The 19011-nt window shown below is 64.8% G+C and carries 18 protein-coding genes; 15 read left to right on the top strand and 3 right to left on the bottom strand.

Annotation, left to right across the window (positions count from 1 at the left end; translation table 11 throughout):
- Positions 1-9: 9 nt before the first annotated feature.
- The 5 genes from L21SP4_RS07150 to L21SP4_RS07130 are packed head-to-tail and all read left to right on the top strand — an operon-like array spanning position 10 to position 4704.
- The gene (locus L21SP4_RS07150) at positions 10-1059 is read left to right on the top strand and encodes an AI-2E family transporter (protein WP_052882010.1); all 1050 of its coding nucleotides are present in this window, start codon (positions 10-12) and stop codon (positions 1057-1059) included.
- Positions 1056-1937: a carboxylating nicotinate-nucleotide diphosphorylase gene (nadC, locus tag L21SP4_RS07145; RefSeq protein ID WP_052882009.1), complete on the top strand. Its 882-nt coding sequence runs from the start codon at positions 1056-1058 to the stop codon at positions 1935-1937. Before L21SP4_RS07150 ends, nadC begins: the two co-directional genes overlap by 4 nt.
- A gap of 35 nt (positions 1938-1972) precedes the next feature.
- On the top strand, positions 1973-2743 hold the full coding sequence (locus tag L21SP4_RS07140; protein ID WP_052882008.1) for a type III pantothenate kinase: 771 nt from the start codon (positions 1973-1975) through the stop codon (positions 2741-2743).
- Positions 2744-2766: 23 nt separating this feature from the next.
- Positions 2767-3573: a tryptophan synthase subunit alpha gene (trpA, locus tag L21SP4_RS07135; protein WP_052882007.1), complete on the top strand. Its 807-nt coding sequence runs from the start codon at positions 2767-2769 to the stop codon at positions 3571-3573.
- A 45-nt stretch (positions 3574-3618) separates the two neighbouring features.
- Positions 3619-4704 carry a mannose-1-phosphate guanylyltransferase gene (locus L21SP4_RS07130; RefSeq protein WP_160300739.1) on the top strand — a complete coding sequence of 362 codons (1086 nt, stop codon included), beginning with the start codon at positions 3619-3621 and terminating at the stop codon, positions 4702-4704.
- Positions 4705-4825: 121 nt separating this feature from the next.
- Here L21SP4_RS07130 and mutM read toward each other — a convergent pair whose 3' ends face one another.
- Complete coding sequence (mutM, locus tag L21SP4_RS07125) at positions 4826-5635, bottom strand: bifunctional DNA-formamidopyrimidine glycosylase/DNA-(apurinic or apyrimidinic site) lyase (protein WP_052882005.1); 810 nt, start codon at positions 5633-5635, stop codon at positions 4826-4828.
- Positions 5636-5834: 199 nt separating this feature from the next.
- Here mutM and coaE point away from each other — a divergent pair, with 199 nt between their 5' ends.
- The 8 genes from coaE (at position 5835) to L21SP4_RS07085 (ending at position 14337) form a co-directional block, all read left to right on the top strand.
- The gene (gene coaE / locus L21SP4_RS07120; RefSeq protein WP_052882004.1) at positions 5835-6452 is read left to right on the top strand and encodes a dephospho-CoA kinase; all 618 of its coding nucleotides are present in this window, start codon (positions 5835-5837) and stop codon (positions 6450-6452) included.
- Positions 6449-7885, top strand: a complete 1437-nt coding sequence (gene rho / locus L21SP4_RS07115) for a transcription termination factor Rho (RefSeq protein WP_052882003.1) — start codon at positions 6449-6451, stop codon at positions 7883-7885. The genes coaE and rho overlap by 4 nt, the downstream gene beginning before the upstream one ends.
- 177 nt (positions 7886-8062) lie before the next feature.
- Entirely contained in the window at positions 8063-9361 is a 1299-nt protein-coding gene (gene tig, locus L21SP4_RS07110) for a trigger factor (RefSeq protein WP_052882002.1), read from the top strand.
- Positions 9362-9371: 10 nt separating this feature from the next.
- Positions 9372-9980, top strand: coding sequence for an ATP-dependent Clp endopeptidase proteolytic subunit ClpP (gene clpP / locus L21SP4_RS07105; RefSeq protein WP_074041412.1), 609 nt, complete (start codon positions 9372-9374; stop codon positions 9978-9980).
- 21 nt (positions 9981-10001) lie between these two features.
- Positions 10002-11258, top strand: a complete 1257-nt coding sequence (gene clpX / locus L21SP4_RS07100; RefSeq protein WP_052882001.1) for an ATP-dependent Clp protease ATP-binding subunit ClpX — start codon at positions 10002-10004, stop codon at positions 11256-11258.
- The gene (cysS, locus tag L21SP4_RS07095) at positions 11255-12652 is read left to right on the top strand and encodes a cysteine--tRNA ligase (protein WP_052882000.1); all 1398 of its coding nucleotides are present in this window, start codon (positions 11255-11257) and stop codon (positions 12650-12652) included. Before clpX ends, cysS begins: the two co-directional genes overlap by 4 nt.
- 36 nt (positions 12653-12688) lie before the next feature.
- Positions 12689-13336 (top strand): dTMP kinase, encoded by a 648-nt coding sequence (tmk, locus tag L21SP4_RS07090; protein ID WP_052881999.1) that lies wholly within the window; start codon positions 12689-12691, stop codon positions 13334-13336.
- Entirely contained in the window at positions 13333-14337 is a 1005-nt protein-coding gene (locus L21SP4_RS07085; protein ID WP_052881998.1) for a hypothetical protein, read from the top strand. Before tmk ends, L21SP4_RS07085 begins: the two co-directional genes overlap by 4 nt.
- A 495-nt stretch (positions 14338-14832) precedes the next feature.
- Here L21SP4_RS07085 and pcnB read toward each other — a convergent pair whose 3' ends face one another.
- Entirely contained in the window at positions 14833-16101 is a 1269-nt protein-coding gene (gene pcnB, locus L21SP4_RS07080) for a polynucleotide adenylyltransferase PcnB (protein ID WP_052881997.1), read from the bottom strand.
- Between the two features lie 18 nt (positions 16102-16119).
- On the bottom strand, positions 16120-16512 hold the full coding sequence (locus L21SP4_RS07075) for a DUF4186 domain-containing protein (RefSeq protein ID WP_201774607.1): 393 nt from the start codon (positions 16510-16512) through the stop codon (positions 16120-16122).
- 264 nt (positions 16513-16776) lie between these two features.
- Here L21SP4_RS07075 and pta point away from each other — a divergent pair, with 264 nt between their 5' ends.
- Both pta and L21SP4_RS07065 read left to right on the top strand, forming a co-directional pair.
- A complete protein-coding gene (gene pta / locus L21SP4_RS07070; protein ID WP_052881996.1) occupies positions 16777-17796 on the top strand; it encodes a phosphate acetyltransferase in 1020 nt (339 codons plus the stop codon).
- Positions 17793-19010: an acetate/propionate family kinase gene (locus L21SP4_RS07065; protein ID WP_052881995.1), complete on the top strand. Its 1218-nt coding sequence runs from the start codon at positions 17793-17795 to the stop codon at positions 19008-19010. The genes pta and L21SP4_RS07065 overlap by 4 nt, the downstream gene beginning before the upstream one ends.
- The last annotated feature ends 1 nt before the right edge of the window (position 19011 follow it).

Genomic DNA, 19011 nt, shown 5'->3' with positions numbered 1-19011 from the left:
GAAGCGCTCATGATCGATGACCGCAATTTTATGACGGCGCTGCTCGGCATCGTGGCCGTGATCGCAGTGGGGGTCGTGCTGGACGCCGCGCAGGTCGTGATCCTGCCGCTGATGATCGCGTGGCTCCTCTCGTACATCTTCGCGCCGGTGGTCCGTCGTCTGATCCGCTATCACATCAACATCGGGTTCGCCGTGATGTGCGTGATTTTGTTCCTGCTGGCGGTGTGCTACCTGGGCGGGATGTTCGTCTATGCCCGGGTCGCCTCCTTCGCCCAGGAGTACGAAGCCTACGCGCAGCGGTTCACCGAAATCTCGGCGGACATCACCACGCGCCTGCCTTACATCAAGTCTTCGCTCGCCGAAGTCGACTGGCTGCAGCTCGCCGGCAAGCGGATCGTCGCCTTCTCGGGATCTTTTGTCGGCTTTGTGAGCAACCTGGTGATGGTGCTCATCTTTCTCGTGTTCATGCTGCTCGGAAAGCCGTACATGAAGGCCAAGATCCGGTACGCGTTCCCCGGCGGACGCTCCGCGCGGGTCACCGACGTGCTCGACTCGATCGCGGGGCAGATCAGCCGATACCTCACGGCGAAACTGGTCATCAGCCTGATCACCGGTCTGCTGGTCTGGGGGGCGATGACCGCGATCGGGGTCGATTTTCCGATGACCTGGGGCGCGATTGCCTTCTTCCTGAATTTTATCCCGACCATCGGATCGATCATCGCCGGCATCCCGCCGACGCTTATGGCGCTGGTCCAGTTCTACCCGAACTACTGGATGGCGGTGCTCACCGCGCTGATCTTCATGATTATCCAGGTCGTCATGGGCAACGGCGTCGAACCCAAGATGATGGGCGAGCGGCTCAACCTCAGTCCGCTGGTGGTCCTGATCGCGCTGGTCTTCTGGGGATGGCTGTGGGGCTTTATCGGCGCCCTGCTCGCGGTGCCCATCGCGGCCGCGATCAAGATCGTGTGTGAAAACATCGAACCGCTGCGGCCGATCAGCATCATGATGGAATCCGGAAAACGGTTCTGGCGCGAGGAAGCGCAAGAGGGCGCATGACGACCGGCGGGATACTGCAGCTAAGCGGGATCGGGGAGGCGGAAGCGCTGATCGAGGCGGCGTTGCGCGAGGACCTCGGTCCGGACCGGCTCGATGCCACCACCCTCGCGCTCGTGCGCGGCGACCGGACCGCGCGAGCGAGACTTGTCACCCGCGCCCCCTGCACCGTGGCGGGCGGTCCCGTGGCGGCGGCGGTGTTCGAGTGCGTCGACCCCGACACGCGGGTCAGGACGCTCATTGAGGACGGCCGGCAGGCCGGAGCCGGCGAGGCGGTGCTGGAGATCAAAGGGCGCGCCGGTTCTTTGCTGACGGCCGAGCGCACCGCCCTCAATTTCATCCAGCGCCTCACCGGCGTCGCCACCGTCACGCGCCGGTTCGTCGATGCGGTCCAGGGCACACAGGCGCGCATCCTCGATACCCGTAAGACCACGCCCGGCTATCGCGCGCTGGAGAAATACGCCGTACGCTGCGGCGGAGGCGCGAATCACCGCATGGGACTCTTCGACGCCGTGCTGATCAAGGATAACCACCTCCACTACCGCGCATCCTGCGGCGATACCCCCGTCGCCGACGCCGTGCGCGATGCGCGCGCGGCCTTTCCGCACCTGACGATAGAGGTTGAAGTCGATACGCTCGATCAGCTCGACGAAGCCCTGACCGCGGAGCCCGACTGGGTGCTTCTGGACAACATGGACCCCGGGACGCTGCGCGAAGCCGTACGGCGCTGCGCGGGCCGCTGCTCGACCGAGGCCTCGGGTACGATGACCCTCGATCGCGTCGCCGAAGTCGCCGCGGCCGGGGTCGACGCCATCTCGGTCGGTGCGCTCACCCACTCCGCCACCGCCGTCGACCTCGCGCTCGATTTCGCGGAGGACTGAGCGGGGGCGGCGGGACATCACGGAATGACGGATCTATGGATGCATCAGAACACATGCTCGTGCTGGATGTCGGCAACACCGGGGTGACGGCGGGGCGGTACCGCGCGGGCCGGGTCTCTCGCGTCCGGCGACGGGACACCGGACGCGCGGATGCCGGGGAACTCCGGGCGTGGCTGACGCCGTCCGGCGACGCAATCCGGCAGGCGGCCTACGCCTCCGTCGTCCCCGAAGTCAATCCGCTGTGGCGCGACGCACTCGCCGCGGCCGGGTTCAGTTCCGTGCTTCCGATCGGCCCCCACCTCGATCTCGGTGTGGCGGTCGATTACCCGCGGCCGGAGACGATCGGCGCCGACCGGCTGGCCAACGCCGCCGCGGCCGCGCGGCGCTACGAGCCGCCCGTGGTGGTGTGCGACTTCGGAACCGCCTTGACCTTCGATGTGATTCTGGCGGAAAAGGGGTATGTGGGCGGCCTGATCTGCCCGGGGCTGCCGCTGATGTTCGAGTATCTCGCGGAGCGAACGGCCTTGCTGCCCCGGATCGGGCCCGGCCGGGTGAGCCGGGTGATCGGGCGCAGCACGGTCGGAGCGATGCGCAGCGGCGCACGGCTCGGCGCGCGCGGGATGGTGCGCGAGGTGATCGAGGCGGTGCGCGCGGATCTGGACGCGGAGCGCCTGTCGGTCTGCGCCACGGGCGGGCAGGCTTCGTGGATCTGCGGAGACATGGATATCGAGGTCGATCCGCACCTGACACTGCGCGGGCTGGGAATCATCGGCGAACGCAACCCGGATCGCTTTGAAGGAATGTAACGGGACGGACGAAAGGACGGATCTTGAAGAAGACGCGCATTTCAAAGCTGTTCGACGGGCTCAGGGATCGGGGCGAGCGCGGGTTTATCGCCTACCTCACCGCCGGCGACCCCGATCCGGGCGCTACGGTCGAGTATGTTCAAAGACTCATCCGGGCCGGAGTGGATCTGGTCGAACTCGGGTTCCCGTTCTCCGATCCGGTGGCCGACGGACCGGTCAACCAGGATTCCGCGATCCGTGCCCTTGAGGCGGGCACGGACTTTGCAAAGGTGATGGACCTCGTTCGTCGCGTCCGCGAATCGTCCGAAATCCCGATCGTGATCTATTCCTACATGAATCCGCTGTGTGCGCGGGGGTTCGACCGGGCGATGGCCGAGGCGGCGGAGGCGGGGGTCGACGGATTTCTGCTGCTCGACCTGCCGATGGAGGAGGACCGCGAGTACCGCGCTGCGGTGAAATCTCACGGGCTGGACTCGATCATGCTGATTACGCCGACCACCCCGGAGGAACGGATCAGGAAGATCGTCCGCCACGGTTCGGGATTCGTCTACTGTGTTTCGCGCGCGGGCGTGACGGGCGTGCAGCAGCGGATCGAAAGCGGGGCCGAGGGACTGGTGGGATCGATTCGAAGACATACGGAGATGCCGGTCGCGCTGGGATTCGGGATCGGCAGCCCCGAACGCGCCGCCGAGGCGGCGCGCTACGCCGATGCAGTCGTGGTCGGCAGCGCGCTCGTCGACCGCTTCCACCGTCTCGGCGGCCGCGAAGAGGGCCGCGCGGAGGTCGAAGCCTTCGCCGCCTCGCTGGTGGGGGCGGTTAAGGCAAGGTGAACGGCGGAGGCCTTCCGCACAGAGATGAGACAGGCCGAGGAGGAAATGATGGGCGAACGATACGCGGTGATCATGGCGGGAGGCAAAGGCGAGCGGTTCTGGCCGCTCAGCACCTCGCAGCATCCGAAACAGCTTCTGTCCCTCGTCGGGAAGCGCCCGTTCCTCGCGCAGGCGGTCGAGCGGCTCGAGGGCCTGGTCCCGCCGGAGCGGGTGTGGGTGGTGACCAACCGGGACCTCGTGGACGCCACCCGCGCGGCGGTGCCGGAAGTGCCCGCGGAACAGATCGTCGGCGAGCCCATGGGGCGCGATACCGCGGCGGCGGTGGCCTGCGGCGGGGCATTGATCAAAGCCCGCGATCCGGACGGCGTCTTCTGCATCCTCACCGCCGACCACGTGATCGGCGATCTCCCGCTGTTCCGTTCCACGCTCCGCGGCGCGATGGACCTCGCGGCCGGGGAAGATCTGCTTCTCACCATCGGGATCGAACCCTCGGAACCGAGTACCGGGTTCGGCTACATCGAGGCGGGCGAGCCCTACGCCGAGCGCGAGGGCGTGTCGTTTCACCGCGCCGCGCGCTTTGTGGAAAAACCGGATCGCGCCACCGCCGGGGAATACTGTGCGAGCGGCCGCTATTGCTGGAATTCGGGAATGTTCGTCTGGTCGGTGCCCGCGCTGCAGCGTGCCTTCGACGAATACCGCCCGCAGCTCAGCGGGTTGATGGACGAGCTGTCCGCGGCGGCGGAGGCGGGGACGCTCGACGAGGCGATGGCGCGCACGTATCCGGAACTGGAGAAGATCTCCATCGACTACGCCCTCATGGAGAAGGCTTCCAACATCGTCATGGCGCGCGGAACCTTTGCATGGGACGACGTCGGGTCGTGGCCGGCGGTGCGCAACCACTGGGCCGCCGACGAGGCCGGCAATACGGTTCAGGGGACCTGCGAGACGCTCGACGGCGGCGGCAATATCGTTTACTCGCCCGATCGCCTCACCGCCCTGATCGGGATGGAGGATACTGTCGTCGTCCAGGCCGAAGGCGTCACCCTGGTCTGTCCCCGCGACCGCGCGCAGGACGTGAAGAAGCTGGTCGGGAAACTGCGCGAAAAACAGGGGTACGAAAACCTGCTCTGATCCGCGCAGGACCCCGGGCTGTCCGGTTTCGCCAGCCGGGGGTGATAGACTCGCGGACCGGGTCATACATATTTGCCTCGCGGGGCGGGGCCGTACCCCGTTTGATGGCCTGCGCGGCCGTTCAGTGCTGGCAGCGGGCGCAGAACACCGTCGTGCGCTGCGCGATGCGGGTCGGCTGCAACGGGCTTCCGCAGCACGGGCAGGGCTGTCCGGCGCGGCCGTAGACCTGGACGCGCTCGCGGTGTCCGCCCGAGTTCCCGTTGAGATCGCGGTAATTCCCGCGGCCGGTCCCGAGCGAGGTGCCCTGATTCCGCACCGCGGCGCGCAGGATGCGTTTTATCGCCTCCGCCAGCACTGCACGTTCGGAGGCGGTGAGCGTCGCGGTGTTGCGGCGCGGATCGATTCCCGCCGCAAACAGCGATTCGTCGGCGTAGATGTTGCCGATCCCGGCGACGAAGGACTGGTCGAGCAGCAGGGCCTTGACCATCCGCCGCCGCGTGCCCAGCGCACGGGCCAGGGTCGCGGTCCGCATCCGCAGGGCGTCGGGTCCCACCCCGGCCGGCGCGGGACCGAGACGCCAGCGACCGAATTTGCGCGGATCGCGGTAGTGAAGATTCAACCCGCCCGCGAGACGCAGGATGACGCGATCATGCGGCCCGCGCCGCAGACGACCGCGCGTCAGTCCGAATCCGCCGGTCATGCGCAGATGAATCAGCAGGTGGTTTTCCGCGTCGAGTTCAAAGATCAGCCACTTGCCGTGTCGGCGCAGACGCAGCAGCGTACGTCCCTTCACCCGCCGTGCGAATGCGGCCGGCGTGAGCGGATCGACCGTCCGCGGCCAGTCGATACGGACCCGTTCGATACGGCGTCCCTCGATCCCGGCGGCGCGCAGCTGACGGCGGATGGTTTCGACTTCGGGCAGTTCGGGCATAAGCTCTTTTTCCCTGAAAAACTTTTCGCGCGCAAGGTTGACATCGCATGCGCAAAACGGCAGATTCCGAGTCGATTCAGGACGACGCCTTCTATCCCCGAACACACTGCAATGGCCGGAGTACCGGTTTTCAGGACAGCACGGGCAGGCCATTCCGGCATACGGTTTCCCGCGATCCGCGGCGCTGAATAATCAATCGATGAATTCCAAACAAGGGCTTGTGCTGGGAATGACCGGGGGAATCGCCTGCGGCAAGTCCGAAGCGGGACGCATGTTGAAGGAAGGCGGATGGGCGGTGTGCGAGGCGGACCGGCTGGCGCATGAATCGATGAAACCCGGCACCGCCGTACACGCGAACATCCTTGAGGAATTCGGCCCGGCGTGTGCGGATGAACAGGGCCGCATCGACCGCCGGGTCCTGGGGAAGAGGGTTTTCGACGATCCCGTCGCGCGTCAGAGGCTCAACGAAATCGTTCACCCGGCGGTGATCGCGGAGCTGGGCCGCTGGGCGGACGAGCAGCGCCGGAGCGGACGGGACGCGGCCGCGATCGTGCCGCTGCTGTTCGAGGCCGGTGTCCGGGCACCCTGGGATGCGGTGCTCTGCATCGCGGCTTCCGTGGAGACCATGAAAGAGCGTCTGGCATTGCGGGGGGTCTGCGGATCGGACGCGGAGAAACGAATCGGGGCCCAGTGGCCCGTGGAAGAAAAAGCGGAACGTTCCGATTACGTAATCCGAAACGACGGCGATCTCGCCGGACTGGAGAAACAATTATGGGCGACGATCGAGCGGATCAAGCAGGAGAAGAGCGAGCCATGAGCGACGAACAGAATCAGCAGAACGAGCGGAATCAGCAGAACGAGCAGCAAAAGCAGCAGCAGAAAAATCGTCGCGGCAATGACGGCGGGAACAAGGGCGGCGGCGGTCAGCGCGGCAAGCGCGGGCGCGGGGGCGGCCGCAATCAGAACAAGGAGAAGGACCGCCGCAACACCGGACCTTTTCTGGATCTGAAAGATCTGCAGGCGATGAAGGTGCCCCAGCTGCACGAGCAGGCGCAGAAGTTCGAGCTGGAGGACTTCGCGGGTCTCCGCCGCCACGAACTGGTCTTCGAGATCCTCAAGGCCCACGCGCGCAATAACGGAAGACTGCGTGGCGAAGGTGTGCTCGAGGTCCTTCCCGATAACTTCGGATTTCTCCGCTCCCCCCGGTACAACTACCTTCCCTGTCCGGAAGACATATACATCTCCCCCTCGCAGATTCGCCGGTTCGGGCTGCGTACCGGCGATCACGCCGCCGGCGAGATCCGCCCCCCCAAGGACCGGGAACGGTTCTTTGCGATGCTCCAGATGGAATCCATCAACGGGATGGAGCCCGAGCAGAATCGTCACCGCATCCCGTTCGAACAGCAGACCCCGCTGTTCCCGGAAGACCGTTTTCATCTCGAACGCGACAGCAAAGAGATCTCGATGCGGGTCATGGACATCCTGACCCCGATCGGGAAGGGGCAGCGAGGACTGATCGTCGCGCCGCCGCGCACCGGGAAAACGGTGCTCCTGCAGAAGATCGCCAACAGCATCAGTACCAACAATCCCGAGGCGGAACTGATCATTCTGCTCATCGACGAGCGTCCGGAAGAGGTGACCGACACCGAGCGCAATACCAGGGCGCAGGTCCTCTCGTCCACGTTCGACGAACCGCCGGAACGCCATACGCAGGTGGCGGAAATCGTCAGCGAGATGGCCAAGCGCCGCGCGGAACTCGGCAAGGACGTGGTCATCCTGCTCGACAGCATCACCCGGCTGGCCCGCGCGTACAACACGCTGCAGCCGCACAGCGGCAAGATCCTCTCGGGCGGGGTCGACGCCAACGCGCTGCAGAAACCCAAGCGGTTTTTCGGCGCGGCCCGGAACCTGGAGGACAGCGGCAGCCTGACCATCATCGCCACCGCGCTGGTGGATACGGGCAGCCGCATGGACGAGGTGATCTTCGAGGAGTTCAAGGGCACCGGCAACATGGAGCTGGGTCTCGACCGCAGCCTGGTCGACAAACGCATCTTCCCCGCGATCAATGTCGAGAAATCCGGCACGCGCAAGGAAGAGCTGCTCCTGCACCCGGACGAGCTGGAACGCATCTGGACCCTCCGCCGCGCGCTCAAGGATGTCCCCGCGGTGGAAGCGATGGAACTGCTCATCAACCGGCTCAAGAAGACCTCCAGCAACGCCGAGTTTCTCATGGCGCTGCAGAATAAATAGGGGGCCTGGCTGTTCGCGTTGATTCGCGGTTGAGAAGAAAGGCCCTCCCGCGGATAAACCGGAGGGTGTTCCGGCCGCCGAACGCGGCCGCGCCCTTGACCGTATCCGGCACTTTTCCTACCATGCCGCGCTTGTGCTCATGACGCCGGTCTGCGTGCCGGCACAGGAAAGGAACGCATGATGAAAGTGGACATCGAGGAACTGGAGCCCTGCCGCAAAAAACTGCGCATCGAGGTTCCCGCCGAGGACGTGGAGAAGGAGAGGCGCGAGATCGAGGATCTCTACGCGGCCCAGGCCTCGGTACCGGGGTTCCGCAAAGGCAAGGCCCCCCGGGACCTGGTCCGGCGTAAATTCGCGGATAAGATCGCCGAACAGACGCGCGAGACGCTCGTTCCCGAATATTACCGCAAGGCGATTAAAGAACAGGGGATCGATCCCGTCGCCGTGCTGAATCTCGATGAGCCTCAGCTGGAGGAGGGCGCGCCTTTCGTGTTCGAGGTCACGGTCGACGTGCCGCCCGAATTCGAGGTTCCCGAATACGAAGGCCTCGAATTGAAGGACGAGCAGGAGGAGGTCACCGACGACCGCGTGAACGAGACCGTCGATCAGCTCCGGCGCCGGTTTGCGACGTACGAAGAAGTCTCCGACCGGCCCATTCAGCAGGACGATATCATTGAGGTGAACTACAGCGCGCAGTGCGACGGTCAGCCGCTGGAGACCTTCGCGCAGGAGGCGAAAGCGCTGGGGCAGGCCGAGGGCCAGTGGATCCAGGCGGGCGAGGACAGTTTCATTCCCGGCCTGGGCGAGGCCCTGATCGGAATGAACGCGGGCGACACGAAACAGGTCGAGGTGACCTTCCCGGAGGATTTCACCATCCAGGCGCTCGGGGGCAGGACGGCGCAGTACGAGGTCACCGTCAGCGGCATCCGCGAACAGCAGATGCCGGAGGTCGATCAGGATTTTCTGCAGCGGATCGGGGTGAACACCGAAGAGGAACTCCGCGGCGAGATGCGCAACCGCCTCGAGGAGAACGAGCAGCAGCGCGAGCACAGCCGCCGCGAGACGGCCCTGCTCGAAAAACTCCTCGAAGCCACCGAACTGGACGCGCCGAAATCGCAGGTCGATGAAGAGGCGAGGGAGGCGCTCTACGATCTCTCCCGCGAGCGGCTCTCGCGGGGCGAGAGCCGGGAGGACATCAATGCCGACCGCGAAAATATATGGGGCGAGGCGCGCGGGATCGCGGAGCGGCGTGTTAAACTCAGACACATCATAAGCGCCATCGCCGACCGGGAGGAGATCGAGGCCTCCGACCGCGAAGTGCAGGAACACATCGCCGAAATGGCCGTGCGGCAGCGTCAGGACGCCGCCGAACTGCGCAAGCGGCTGGAGAAGGAAGAGCGGCTCGATCAGGTACGCGACGATGTGCGGTTCCGGAAGACGATCGACCGTATTATGGAGAAGGCGCAGGTTGCATAAGGAGGACGACATGGACGAGCGGGCTCAGATGCTCATTCCCATGGTGGTGGAACAGACGGGGCGCGGCGAACGCGCCTACGACATCTATTCGCGGCTGCTGAAGGAGCGCATCATCTTTCTCGGCACCCCCGTGGACGACGCGGTCAGCAACCTCGTCGTGGCGCAGATGCTGTTTCTGCAGAGCGAGGACGCCGAAAAGGACATCCAGCTTTACATCAATTCGCCCGGCGGGGCGGTCACGGCCGGACTGGCGATCTACGATACGATGCAGTTCGTCAAGTGCGACATCACCACCTACTGTGTGGGCCAGGCCGCCAGCATGGGCGCCCTGCTGCTCGCGGCGGGCACGAAGGGGAAGCGGTACGCGCTGCCCAACGCGCGCATCATGATTCACCAGCCCATCGGAGGGGCGCAGGGGCAGGCCCAGGATGTGCACATCCAGGCCCGCGAGATCATGCGCATGAAAGACCGGCTCAACGAGATCATTTCGCATCACAGCGGACAGGACGTGGAGCGGGTGGCCAAAGACACCGATCGCGATTTCTTCATGTCCGCCACCGAGTCGGTCGACTACGGGCTGGTCGACGAGGTGATCGAAGCCAAGACGGGCTCGGCGTAAGCCGGGTCCCGGGAGGTCCGAATGACCGAAGACAAGCCGACACGCTGCTCTTTCTGCGGAAAGGGCGAAGAGGAAGTGGACCGACTTATCGCCGGTCCGGGCGTATTCATCTGCAGCGACTGTGTCGAACTGTGCGAGGCCGTACTGCAGAATGAACAGGCCGCGGAACCGGGAGAGGGAGGGGAAGGAACGGAGCAGAAGGACGCCTTCTCCCTAATGAAGCCGCAGGAAATCAAGGCCGCGCTCGACGAATATGTCGTCGGCCAGGAAGAGGCCAAGCGGGTGCTCTCCGTGGCCGTCCACAACCACTACAAGCGGATGCTCCAGCGCAGGCGCGGAGGCGACGGGGTCGAACTCGAGAAGAGCAACATCCTGCTCGCCGGTCCCACCGGCTGCGGCAAGACCCTGCTCGCGCGCACGCTGGCCAACGTGCTCGACGTGCCCTACGCGGTCACCGACGCCACCACGCTCACGGAGGCCGGGTACGTCGGCGAGGACGTCGAGAATATCCTGCTGACGCTGCTGCAGGCGGCCGATTACAACGCGGAGCGCGCCCAGCGCGGCATCATCTACATCGACGAAATCGATAAGATCGGCCGCCGCACCGAGAACGTCTCGATCACGCGCGATGTGTCCGGCGAGGGCGTCCAGCAGGCGCTGCTGAAGATGCTCGAGGGCACGACCGCCCGCATCCCGCCCAAGGGCGGGCGCAAGCATCCCCACCAGGAGTACATCAAGCTCGACACGACCAACATCCTGTTCATCTGCGGCGGTGCGTTTGTCGGGATCGACGACATCATTCGTCGCCGCAGCCAGGACCGGAGCATCGGATTCACGTCCGGCGCGTCCGCGGACGGCGCGTGGAAACCGGCCAGTATGCGCATCGAACCGGAAGACCTGATCAAGTACGGCCTGATCCCCGAGTTCGTCGGCCGCATCCCCGTGACCACGCTCCTGCATCCGCTGCGCGAAGAGGAGCTGGTCCGCATCCTGACCGAGCCCCGCAACGCCATGACGCGCCAGTACCAGCACCTTCTCGAGATGGACCACATCGATCTGGAGTTCTCGGAGGACGGCCTGCACGCCCTCGCGCGCCAGGCCATACGGCGCAACACCGGCGCGCGCGGGCTGCGCGCGATTCTCGAACACCTGATGCTCGATCTGATGTACGAGGCCCCCTCCCGCGAGGATCTCGAACGGATCGTCATCGACGGCGATGTCGTGGAAGGGCGGTCCAATCCGCTCGACGGCGCATCCGGCGAGCGAAAGTCGGCATGACCCTCCGGCTGTACAACACGATGTCCCGGAGCAGGGAGGCCTTCGAGCCCCTTGAAGAGGGCGTGGTGCGCATGTACACCTGCGGCCCCACGGTCTACGACTTTGCCCACATCGGCAATTTTCGCGCGTATGTCTTCGAGGACCTGTTGCGCCGCTACCTCCGCTACCTCGGCTACCGGGTCATCCAGGTGCAGAACCTGACGGACGTCGACGACAAAACCATCCGCGGCGCGCGCGAAAAAGGCGTCCCGCTGAAGGAGTACACAAAGCCCTACATCGACGCCTTTTTCGAAGACCTGCACACCCTCAACGTCGAGCCGGCGGAGTTCTATCCCGCCGCCACCGATCACGTGCAGGACATGATCGATCTCGTGCAGACGCTCATGGATAAGGGCTACGCGTACCGCGCCGAGGACGGCTCGATTTATTTCAGCATCGACCGGTTCGAGGAGTACGGAAAACTGGCGCGGCTCGACCGCGAGGGGATGCGCAGCGGAGCCCGCGTGGCCCACGACGAGTACGAGAAGGAGAACGTCGCCGACTTCGCGCTCTGGAAGGCGTGGACCCCGGAGGACGGGGACGTGGCGTGGGAGGCCCCGTGGGGACGCGGCCGGCCGGGCTGGCATATCGAGTGTTCGGCCATGAGCATGCACTACCTCGGGCCTACGCTGGATATCCATACCGGCGGCGTAGACAACATATTTCCGCACCACGAGGACGAGACCGCCCAGAGCGAGGCGGCCACCGGCGAGCCGTTCGTCCGCTACTGGATGCACTGCGGATATCTCGTGGTCGAAGACAAGAAGATGTCGAAGTCGCTCGGCAATTTCTTCACGTTGCGCGACCTGCGCGACCGGGGTTTTTCGGGGCGCGAGATCCGGTGCGAACTGGCCTCGGCCCACTATCGCCAGTCGCTCAATTTCACCCTCCGCTCGCTCGAGGCCGGACGCAGCGCGCTCCGGCGCCTCGATGAATTCTACCGGCGCCTGGAGGAGACGGCCTCGGGCGCGTCGCCGGGCGAACTCCCCGCATGGGCGCGGGATACCGAGCCGCGGTTCCGGGAGGCGATGGACGACGATCTGAACGTGTCGGGCGCCTCGGCGGCCGTATTCGATGCCGTGCACGAGGGCAACCGCGCCCTGGATGCGGGGGAGGTGGACGAGTCCGCGGCCGCCGCGGTGCTCGACCTCTGGCGGCGTCTCGACACCGTGTTCGGCTATCTGGTGCCGCCCCGGCTGGAGGTTCCGGAGGAGATCGAGCGCATGGCGCACGAGCGTCAGGAGGCGCGCCGGAGGCGCGATTTCGACGCGGCCGACCGGATCCGCGACGAACTAGCCGCTCGGGGCTGGGTCGTGAAGGACACGCCGGAGGGGCCCAAACTGACGCGGAGCTGACATGGGTCCATTTCCCTGCTACGGTTCATCCCGCCCATGAAAACAGGTCGCTTCATCACATTCGAGGGGCCGGAGGGCGGCGGTAAGACCACGCAGGCCCGCCGGCTGGTCGCTTCGCTTCAGGATCGGGGCCTTACCGTGCGCCACGTGCGCGAACCGGGCGGGACGGAGATCGGCGAGGCCATTCGCGAACTCCTCCAGCACCGGGAGACGGAAGAGGCCATGACGGCGCGCTGCGAGGTGCTGCTCTTCGCCGCCAGTCGGGCGCAGCTGGCCGCCCGGGTGATCGGACCCGCCCTGGAGCGCGGCGAATGGGTGGTCGGCGACCGCTACCTGGATTCCACCACCGTCTATCAGGGTCCGGGGCGCGGACTCTCTGCCGATGCGCTGGACGGACTGAACCGGTTCGCCGTCGCGGGCGTGATGCCCGATCTCACCCTGCTGCTGGATCTGCCGGCGGAGACCGGTATGGCGCGGCTGGAGCCGCTGTTCGCGGACGGATCGAGCGCGCCGGACCGGATCGAGCGCGAGCCGATCGAGTTCCACCGCCGCATCCGGGAGGGATACCTCGACCTCGCCCGCGGGGAACCGGGCCGGTTTCGGGTCATCGACGCATCCGCGCCGCCGGAGGAGGTGTTCGCGACGTTGTGGCGGGAAATTTCAGACACGGGATGGCTGCCATGACCCCGGGGGCGGAGGTGACCCGACCGGATACGGCCGGTTACGATCAGGCCTGGGAGGGCGTGCTTCGGAGCCGGGAACGGGGGCGCCTCGCCCACGCCTATCTGATCGCCGGCGCACCCCGCGGCGCCGCGCTGCGTCTGGCCGAGTCCATGATTCAGATCCTCTACTGCACTGCGGACTCGCCGCCCTGCGGCGTCTGCAGCCCGTGTGTCAGGGTTGCGGAACTCGCGCACCCCGACGTGCACCGGGTCGAGCCGAAAAGCAAGTCGCGTCAGATCAGGGTGGAAGACCTCCGCGAACAGGTCCTCACCCCGATCTCCCGGACCGCCTACGAAGGCGGATGGAAGGCGGGGCTCATTCTCTCGGCCGAATGCCTGCACCCGGCCGCCCAGAACAAGTTTCTCAAGACCCTGGAAGAGCCTCCGGACAACACCCTCCTCATCCTGATCGCCGAACGTCCGGGCGCGCTGCTGTCGACCATCCGGTCGCGATGCCAGCTGCTCAAGCCGTCGGGCGGGGGGTGTGTCGAAGCCGATCCGCGCGCCGCGTCCCTGGCTGATCTGCTCGAGGCGTATCCTCCTTCCAATCCGCTCGAGGCGGAAGGACTGGCCTCCCGGGTGTGCGATCTGCTCGACGAGGCGGCGGCCGAAGCGGAGGCGGAAGTAGAGCGCGAGATCGGGGCAGAGGGGGAAGAGCCGGACCGCAAGGAGGTAGAGGCGCGCATCCGCACCCGGACGATCGAGGCGCGCAACGCCGTGCTGGCCGAATTGATCTCCTGGGTCCGGGACCTGTGGACGCTCACCGTGGCGGGCGACTGCGCCTGCCTGCATTTCGGGGGGCGGCGCGAAGCGCTCGCCCGCGGCGCCTCGCGGCTCACGCCCTCGACCGCGCTTCACCACCTCCGCACCCTGGAGCGCATGAGCGAGCGGCTCGCACGTCTCGCGCGCCGCGACCGGCTCATCTTTGAGCATACGATGAGGGAACTGAGCGGGGGAGGGTGACGGTGAGTGGGAAAGCGGAGTAAGAGAGTGAGAAACCTGAGAAAGATTTATGAGTGGGAAACCTGAGACCTGAGACCTGAGTAAGATTTATGAGTGGGAAACCTGAGACCTGAAACCTGAGTAAGAGAGTGGGAAGCTTGATGATGCGGATGGGATCTCGAAATCCGGATCGAAGCCGAAATCGGGATTCAGAGAGAACATAATTCGAGTACGATATTCCCCCGGGTGTCCCCATGTGGAACTCAGGAGCGGGGTCATAAGCTGCGACGGGAAAAGGCGGGTGAGCCTTGGAATCCGCAGCTCTTACTCAGGTCTCAGGTTTCAGGTTTCTCACTCAAACCTCTCCCCCTCTTACTCAGGTCTCAGGTTTCAGGTTTCTCACTCAAACCTCTCCCCCTCTTACTCAGGTCTCAGGTTTCAGGTTTCTCACTCAGACCTCTCCCCCTCTTACTCAGGTCTCAGGTTTCAGGTTTCTCACTCACAAAATCCTCCCCCTCATCCCCCTTCCCCCCGATGGCGTTTTTCCCAGAACGTCACTTCTTTGCCGTCGCGGTCGAACGTCTTGGCGGCGAATTTGAAATAGAGCCAGGCGTCGAGGAACTGGGGATTTCGTTCCAGCTTATGGACTCTGGACGGCGTCGTTTTACGGAAACGCGGCTGAAGGGCCATGATCCGGGCGATCCGTGCCCGGTCGTTTTTCGGGATGGCGATCCGTTCGCCGAGCTGGAGGATATGATCGTGCGTCGCCTGCTGAAGCGCGGCGGCGGGTGACAGGGACTCTTCCCGGCAGAGCGTCTCGGCCCGGCGTTCGTGGTAGGCCCCGAACAGGAGCGCGAACATGAGAGGCGTATCCACTTTCAGTCCCGCCGCGACCCAGCGGTCGAGCTGGCGGAACGTGTTTCGGATCCAGTGTACGCCCGCTTCGCCCTCGGGATCTTTCAGCCACTCCCCGAGTTCCGGGAAGAGCGGCTCGATGAAATCCAGCTCGGAGAGCAGTTCAAAGACCCGTTCCCCGTTTCCGCACAGGAACAGTTTGCGGACCTCTTCGTAGAGGCGGGCCGGCGAGGCGGCCTGCATGGTTTCTCCAAGTTCCCCGATAGACCGGCGGGCCGTCTCCTCGATATCGAATCCCAGTGTGGCGGCGAAACGGATCGCGCGGATCATGCGCACCGGGTCCTCGGTGAAGCGATCGGTGGGATCGCCGATCACGCGGATGGTGCGCCGGTCGATGTCTTCGAGCCCGCCCACGTAATCGATGATCGAAAAATCGGCGATGTTATAGAACAGGGCATTGACCGTGAAGTCGCGGCGCAGGGCGTCCTGGGCGGCGGTGCCCCAGACGTTATCCCGCACGATCACGCCGTCCTCGGTGCGGAATGCGTGGTCGGAATGCTGTTCGGCGTCTTCGGCCCTGACCCCCGCGCGGAAGGTGGAGACTTCGATAATCTCCCCGCGGAAGAGCACATGAACGAGCCGGAATCGCCGCCCGATGATGCGCGAGTTGTTGAACATGGCGCGCAGTTCTTCGGGCGTGGCGTCGGTGGCGATATCGAAATCCTTGGGAGTGCGATTGAGAAGCAGATCGCGGACGCCGCCTCCGGCGAGATAGGCGAGGTGGCCGTGGTTCTTGATTCTGTAGAGCACCTTGATCGCGGCGCTGCTGATGTTCCTGCGGCTCACCGGATGACTGCCGCGGTCGATGACCGCGGCAGATCCCTGAGGATCAGCGGGCGGGGCGGCGGGGGTCTCTGAGCGGTCGTCCATCGGATAACAAGGGGGCGGTCAGGTGGAAGGGGTGTTCATCTGATCCGCAATCCACTGGACGATCACATTCACCGCGAACGCGGCCTCGTCGTCCGTCAGCGGTCGGTCCAGTTCGATGCGATGAACTTTGGAGAGGCATTTGCGGCAGCAGGTCGCGGTCGCATGCTGGGCGATGAAAACCGGATGTCCTTTCGTCGGGGTCTGGCGTCCGTCGTTGCGCGGATTGGCGGGCCGGAGCCGCTTGCGGACAAAATCGCTTGCATGACGGCGGATGATGTCCATTCCGCGTGAGCTTACGTATTCGCGTTCGGCCTCACCGAATTGGAACTGACGACGGTGCTTCGATTTTTCGAAGCGCTGCCTGATCTCTTTCCAGTTGTCCAGCCTGGTCATCGTCGCGGTCATCGTCATGGAGTCCATCATGCCCCGGGTTTCGTTGAATCGGCGCGTTCGCTGTTGCGATCCACTCCTTCGGGCGAGCATAGAATTTAATCCGGAATCCGCTTAAAATCAAGCGATTTCAGACTTGTTTCGAGGTAGGGTTGGACAGTGCGTAAGTGCTCTGTTACAGTGCGTCCGTTTTTTTTGCGGGCCGTAATAGCGGCGGAAAAAGGCCCCCCGGAACACGATGGATCGGGGCGGCAGAGAGGGCGGTTGACGAGTGAGAGGACGCGAATGAGTGCGAGTGATTTCATAACCGGAGTGATGGAACAGGTCAGGGGCCGCGGATGCCGGATCGTCCTGCCTGAAGGCGACGACGAGAGGGTGCGCCGCGCGGCGGCCCGGTCGGCCGCGGAGGGTTTGGCGGACGTCACGCTACTGGGGCCGGAGGAGGAGATCCGGTCATGGTATCGTCAGCAGCGGATGGAAGTCGACTCCCTGAAGATCGTCGATCCCGCGCAGTCCCCGGACGCCGGACGATACGCGGAGCTTTACCATGAGGCGCGCCGGCACAAGGGCGTCACGGAGGAACAGGCGCGCGAGGCGGTGACCAAATCCAACATATACGGGATGCTGATGGTGCGCGGGGGCGAGGCCGACGGGCTCGTCTCCGGCGCGGTCCATTCGACGGCCGACACGGTCCGGCCCGCGCTGCAGCTCGTGCGGGGCAAGCGGAAGGGTTCGATGGTATCGAGCCTTTTCTTTATGGTGTGCGAAGGGGTTCCGTACATCTTTTCCGATGCCGGACTCGTGGAAAACCCGGATGCCGAACAGCTCGCAAAGATCGCCATCGAGAGTTCCCGTTCCGCGCGTCAGTTCCGCATTCCCGCCCGCGTGGCCCTGCTGTCCTACTCCACGAAAGGTTCGGCAGACAGTGTGTTGACCCGGAAGGTGGTGGAGGCGACCCGGAGGGCGCAGGAGATGCTCGCGGAGTCCGGCGAAGAGCATGAAGTGGCGCTGGACGGCGAACTCCAGGTCGACGCGGCCATCGTTCCCGGCGTGGCGGAGCGGAAGGCTCCCGGAAGCCCGCTCGGCGGCGAGGCGCGCGTGCTCATCTTTCCCGATCTAAACGCCGGAAACATCGGGTATAAGCTGGTGCAGCGCCTCGGCGGAGCCGAGGCCTACGGACCCGTGCTGCAGGGTCTCGCCCGGCCGGTCAACGACCTTTCGCGCGGCTGCAGCGTCGACGATATCATCGGCGTAGTCGCCATCACCGCCCGGCAGGCCATCGACGGGAGAAACGAGTCATCATGAAAATTCTAGTAATCAATTCCGGATCCTCATCCATCAAGTACCAGCTTTTCGAAGTCACCGACGGAAACGACGAGTACGAGGTGCTCGCCAGGGGGCAGGCCGACCGCATCGGCATCACGGGCTCGACGCTTGAGCAGAAGCGCAGCGACGGCGCCAAGCTGCACCGGTACGGGGAGATCAAGGATCATAAACAGGCGATCAACGGCATCCTGGAGATGCTTCAGGATTCTGAAAAGGGCGTGCTCCAGTCCCTGGACGACCTGTGGGGCGTGGGCCACCGCGTCGTCCACGGGGGCGAGGATTTCACCCGTTCGGTGCGGATCAACAAGGCAGTGGTCAAGGCGATCCGGAAGAACGCCGATCTCGCCCCGCTGCACAATCCTCCCAACCTGATGGGTATCCAGGCCGTCTACGAGATCCTGCCGGACATTCCGCAGGTCGCGGTCTTCGATACGGCCATTCACCAGACTATGCCCCGCAAGGCCTACATGTACGGGCTGCCGCGCGAGCAGTACAAGAATTACCGCATCCGCCGCTACGGGTTTCACGGGACGTCGCACGGATACGTCGCCGGGCAGGCCGCCGAGGCCCTGGGCCGGCCCCTGCGGGACCTGAAGATCATCACCTGCCACTTGGGGAACGGCGGATCGATCACCGCCTTCGAGGATGGGAAGTCGATCGACACGTCCATGGGCTTCACCCCGCTGGCAGGGATCGTCATGGGTACCCGCTCGGGCGACCTGGATCCCTACATTCCGCTGCACATGATGGAAAACGAGGGGCTCAGCGTCTCGCAGGTCAGCGCCATCATGAACAAACAGGGCGGACTGCTCGGGATTTGCGGCCGGCGCGACATGCGCGACATCCGCTCGGCCGTCGTCGAAGGAGACCGGGAGGCCGCGGAGGCGGTGGAGATGTACGTGTACAGTATCCAGAAGTACATCGGCGCCTACGCCGCCGCCATGAACGGAGTGGATGCTATTGTCTTTACCGCCGGAGTGGGTGAGAATGAGCACCATATCCGGGCCTCCGTGCTCGAGAATTTCGGGTTCCTCGGACTCAAGGTCGATGTCGAAGCCAACCGGAATCACGAGACCGTCATCACGACGGAGGATTCGGCGGTCGCGGGGCTGGTCATCCATACCGATGAAGAGCTGGTTATCGCGCGCGATACCTACCGGCTGATATCGGAAGTAGAATCAGAGAAGGTTTGAT

This window comes from Kiritimatiella glycovorans (assembly GCF_001017655.1).
Taxonomy (GTDB): Bacteria; Verrucomicrobiota; Kiritimatiellia; order Kiritimatiellales; family Kiritimatiellaceae; genus Kiritimatiella; species Kiritimatiella glycovorans.
This window is presented reverse-complemented; position numbering and strand designations above follow the sequence as displayed.

Bases quoted from the DNA above. Each gene is read 5' to 3' on its own strand.
- L21SP4_RS07085 (WP_052881998.1), top strand. From the start codon at position 13,333: ATGACCCCGGGGGCGGAGGTGACCCGACCGGATACGGCCGGTTACGAT.
- L21SP4_RS07150 (WP_052882010.1), top strand. From the start codon at position 10: ATGATCGATGACCGCAATTTTATGACGGCGCTGCTCGGCATCGTGGCC.
- pcnB (WP_052881997.1), bottom strand. From the start codon at position 16,101: ATGGACGACCGCTCAGAGACCCCCGCCGCCCCGCCCGCTGATCCTCAG.
- mutM (WP_052882005.1), bottom strand. From the start codon at position 5,635: ATGCCCGAACTGCCCGAAGTCGAAACCATCCGCCGTCAGCTGCGCGCC.
- pta (WP_052881996.1), top strand. From the start codon at position 16,777: ATGAGTGCGAGTGATTTCATAACCGGAGTGATGGAACAGGTCAGGGGC.
- tmk (WP_052881999.1), top strand. From the start codon at position 12,689: ATGAAAACAGGTCGCTTCATCACATTCGAGGGGCCGGAGGGCGGCGGT.
- L21SP4_RS07065 (WP_052881995.1), top strand. From the start codon at position 17,793: ATGAAAATTCTAGTAATCAATTCCGGATCCTCATCCATCAAGTACCAG.
- coaE (WP_052882004.1), top strand. From the start codon at position 5,835: ATGAATTCCAAACAAGGGCTTGTGCTGGGAATGACCGGGGGAATCGCC.
- nadC (WP_052882009.1), top strand. From the start codon at position 1,056: ATGACGACCGGCGGGATACTGCAGCTAAGCGGGATCGGGGAGGCGGAA.
- rho (WP_052882003.1), top strand. From the start codon at position 6,449: ATGAGCGACGAACAGAATCAGCAGAACGAGCGGAATCAGCAGAACGAG.
- L21SP4_RS07140 (WP_052882008.1), top strand. From the start codon at position 1,973: ATGGATGCATCAGAACACATGCTCGTGCTGGATGTCGGCAACACCGGG.
- clpX (WP_052882001.1), top strand. From the start codon at position 10,002: ATGACCGAAGACAAGCCGACACGCTGCTCTTTCTGCGGAAAGGGCGAA.
- tig (WP_052882002.1), top strand. From the start codon at position 8,063: ATGATGAAAGTGGACATCGAGGAACTGGAGCCCTGCCGCAAAAAACTG.
- L21SP4_RS07130 (WP_160300739.1), top strand. From the start codon at position 3,619: ATGATGGGCGAACGATACGCGGTGATCATGGCGGGAGGCAAAGGCGAG.
- clpP (WP_074041412.1), top strand. From the start codon at position 9,372: ATGGACGAGCGGGCTCAGATGCTCATTCCCATGGTGGTGGAACAGACG.
- L21SP4_RS07075 (WP_201774607.1), bottom strand. From the start codon at position 16,512: ATGACGATGACCGCGACGATGACCAGGCTGGACAACTGGAAAGAGATC.
- cysS (WP_052882000.1), top strand. From the start codon at position 11,255: ATGACCCTCCGGCTGTACAACACGATGTCCCGGAGCAGGGAGGCCTTC.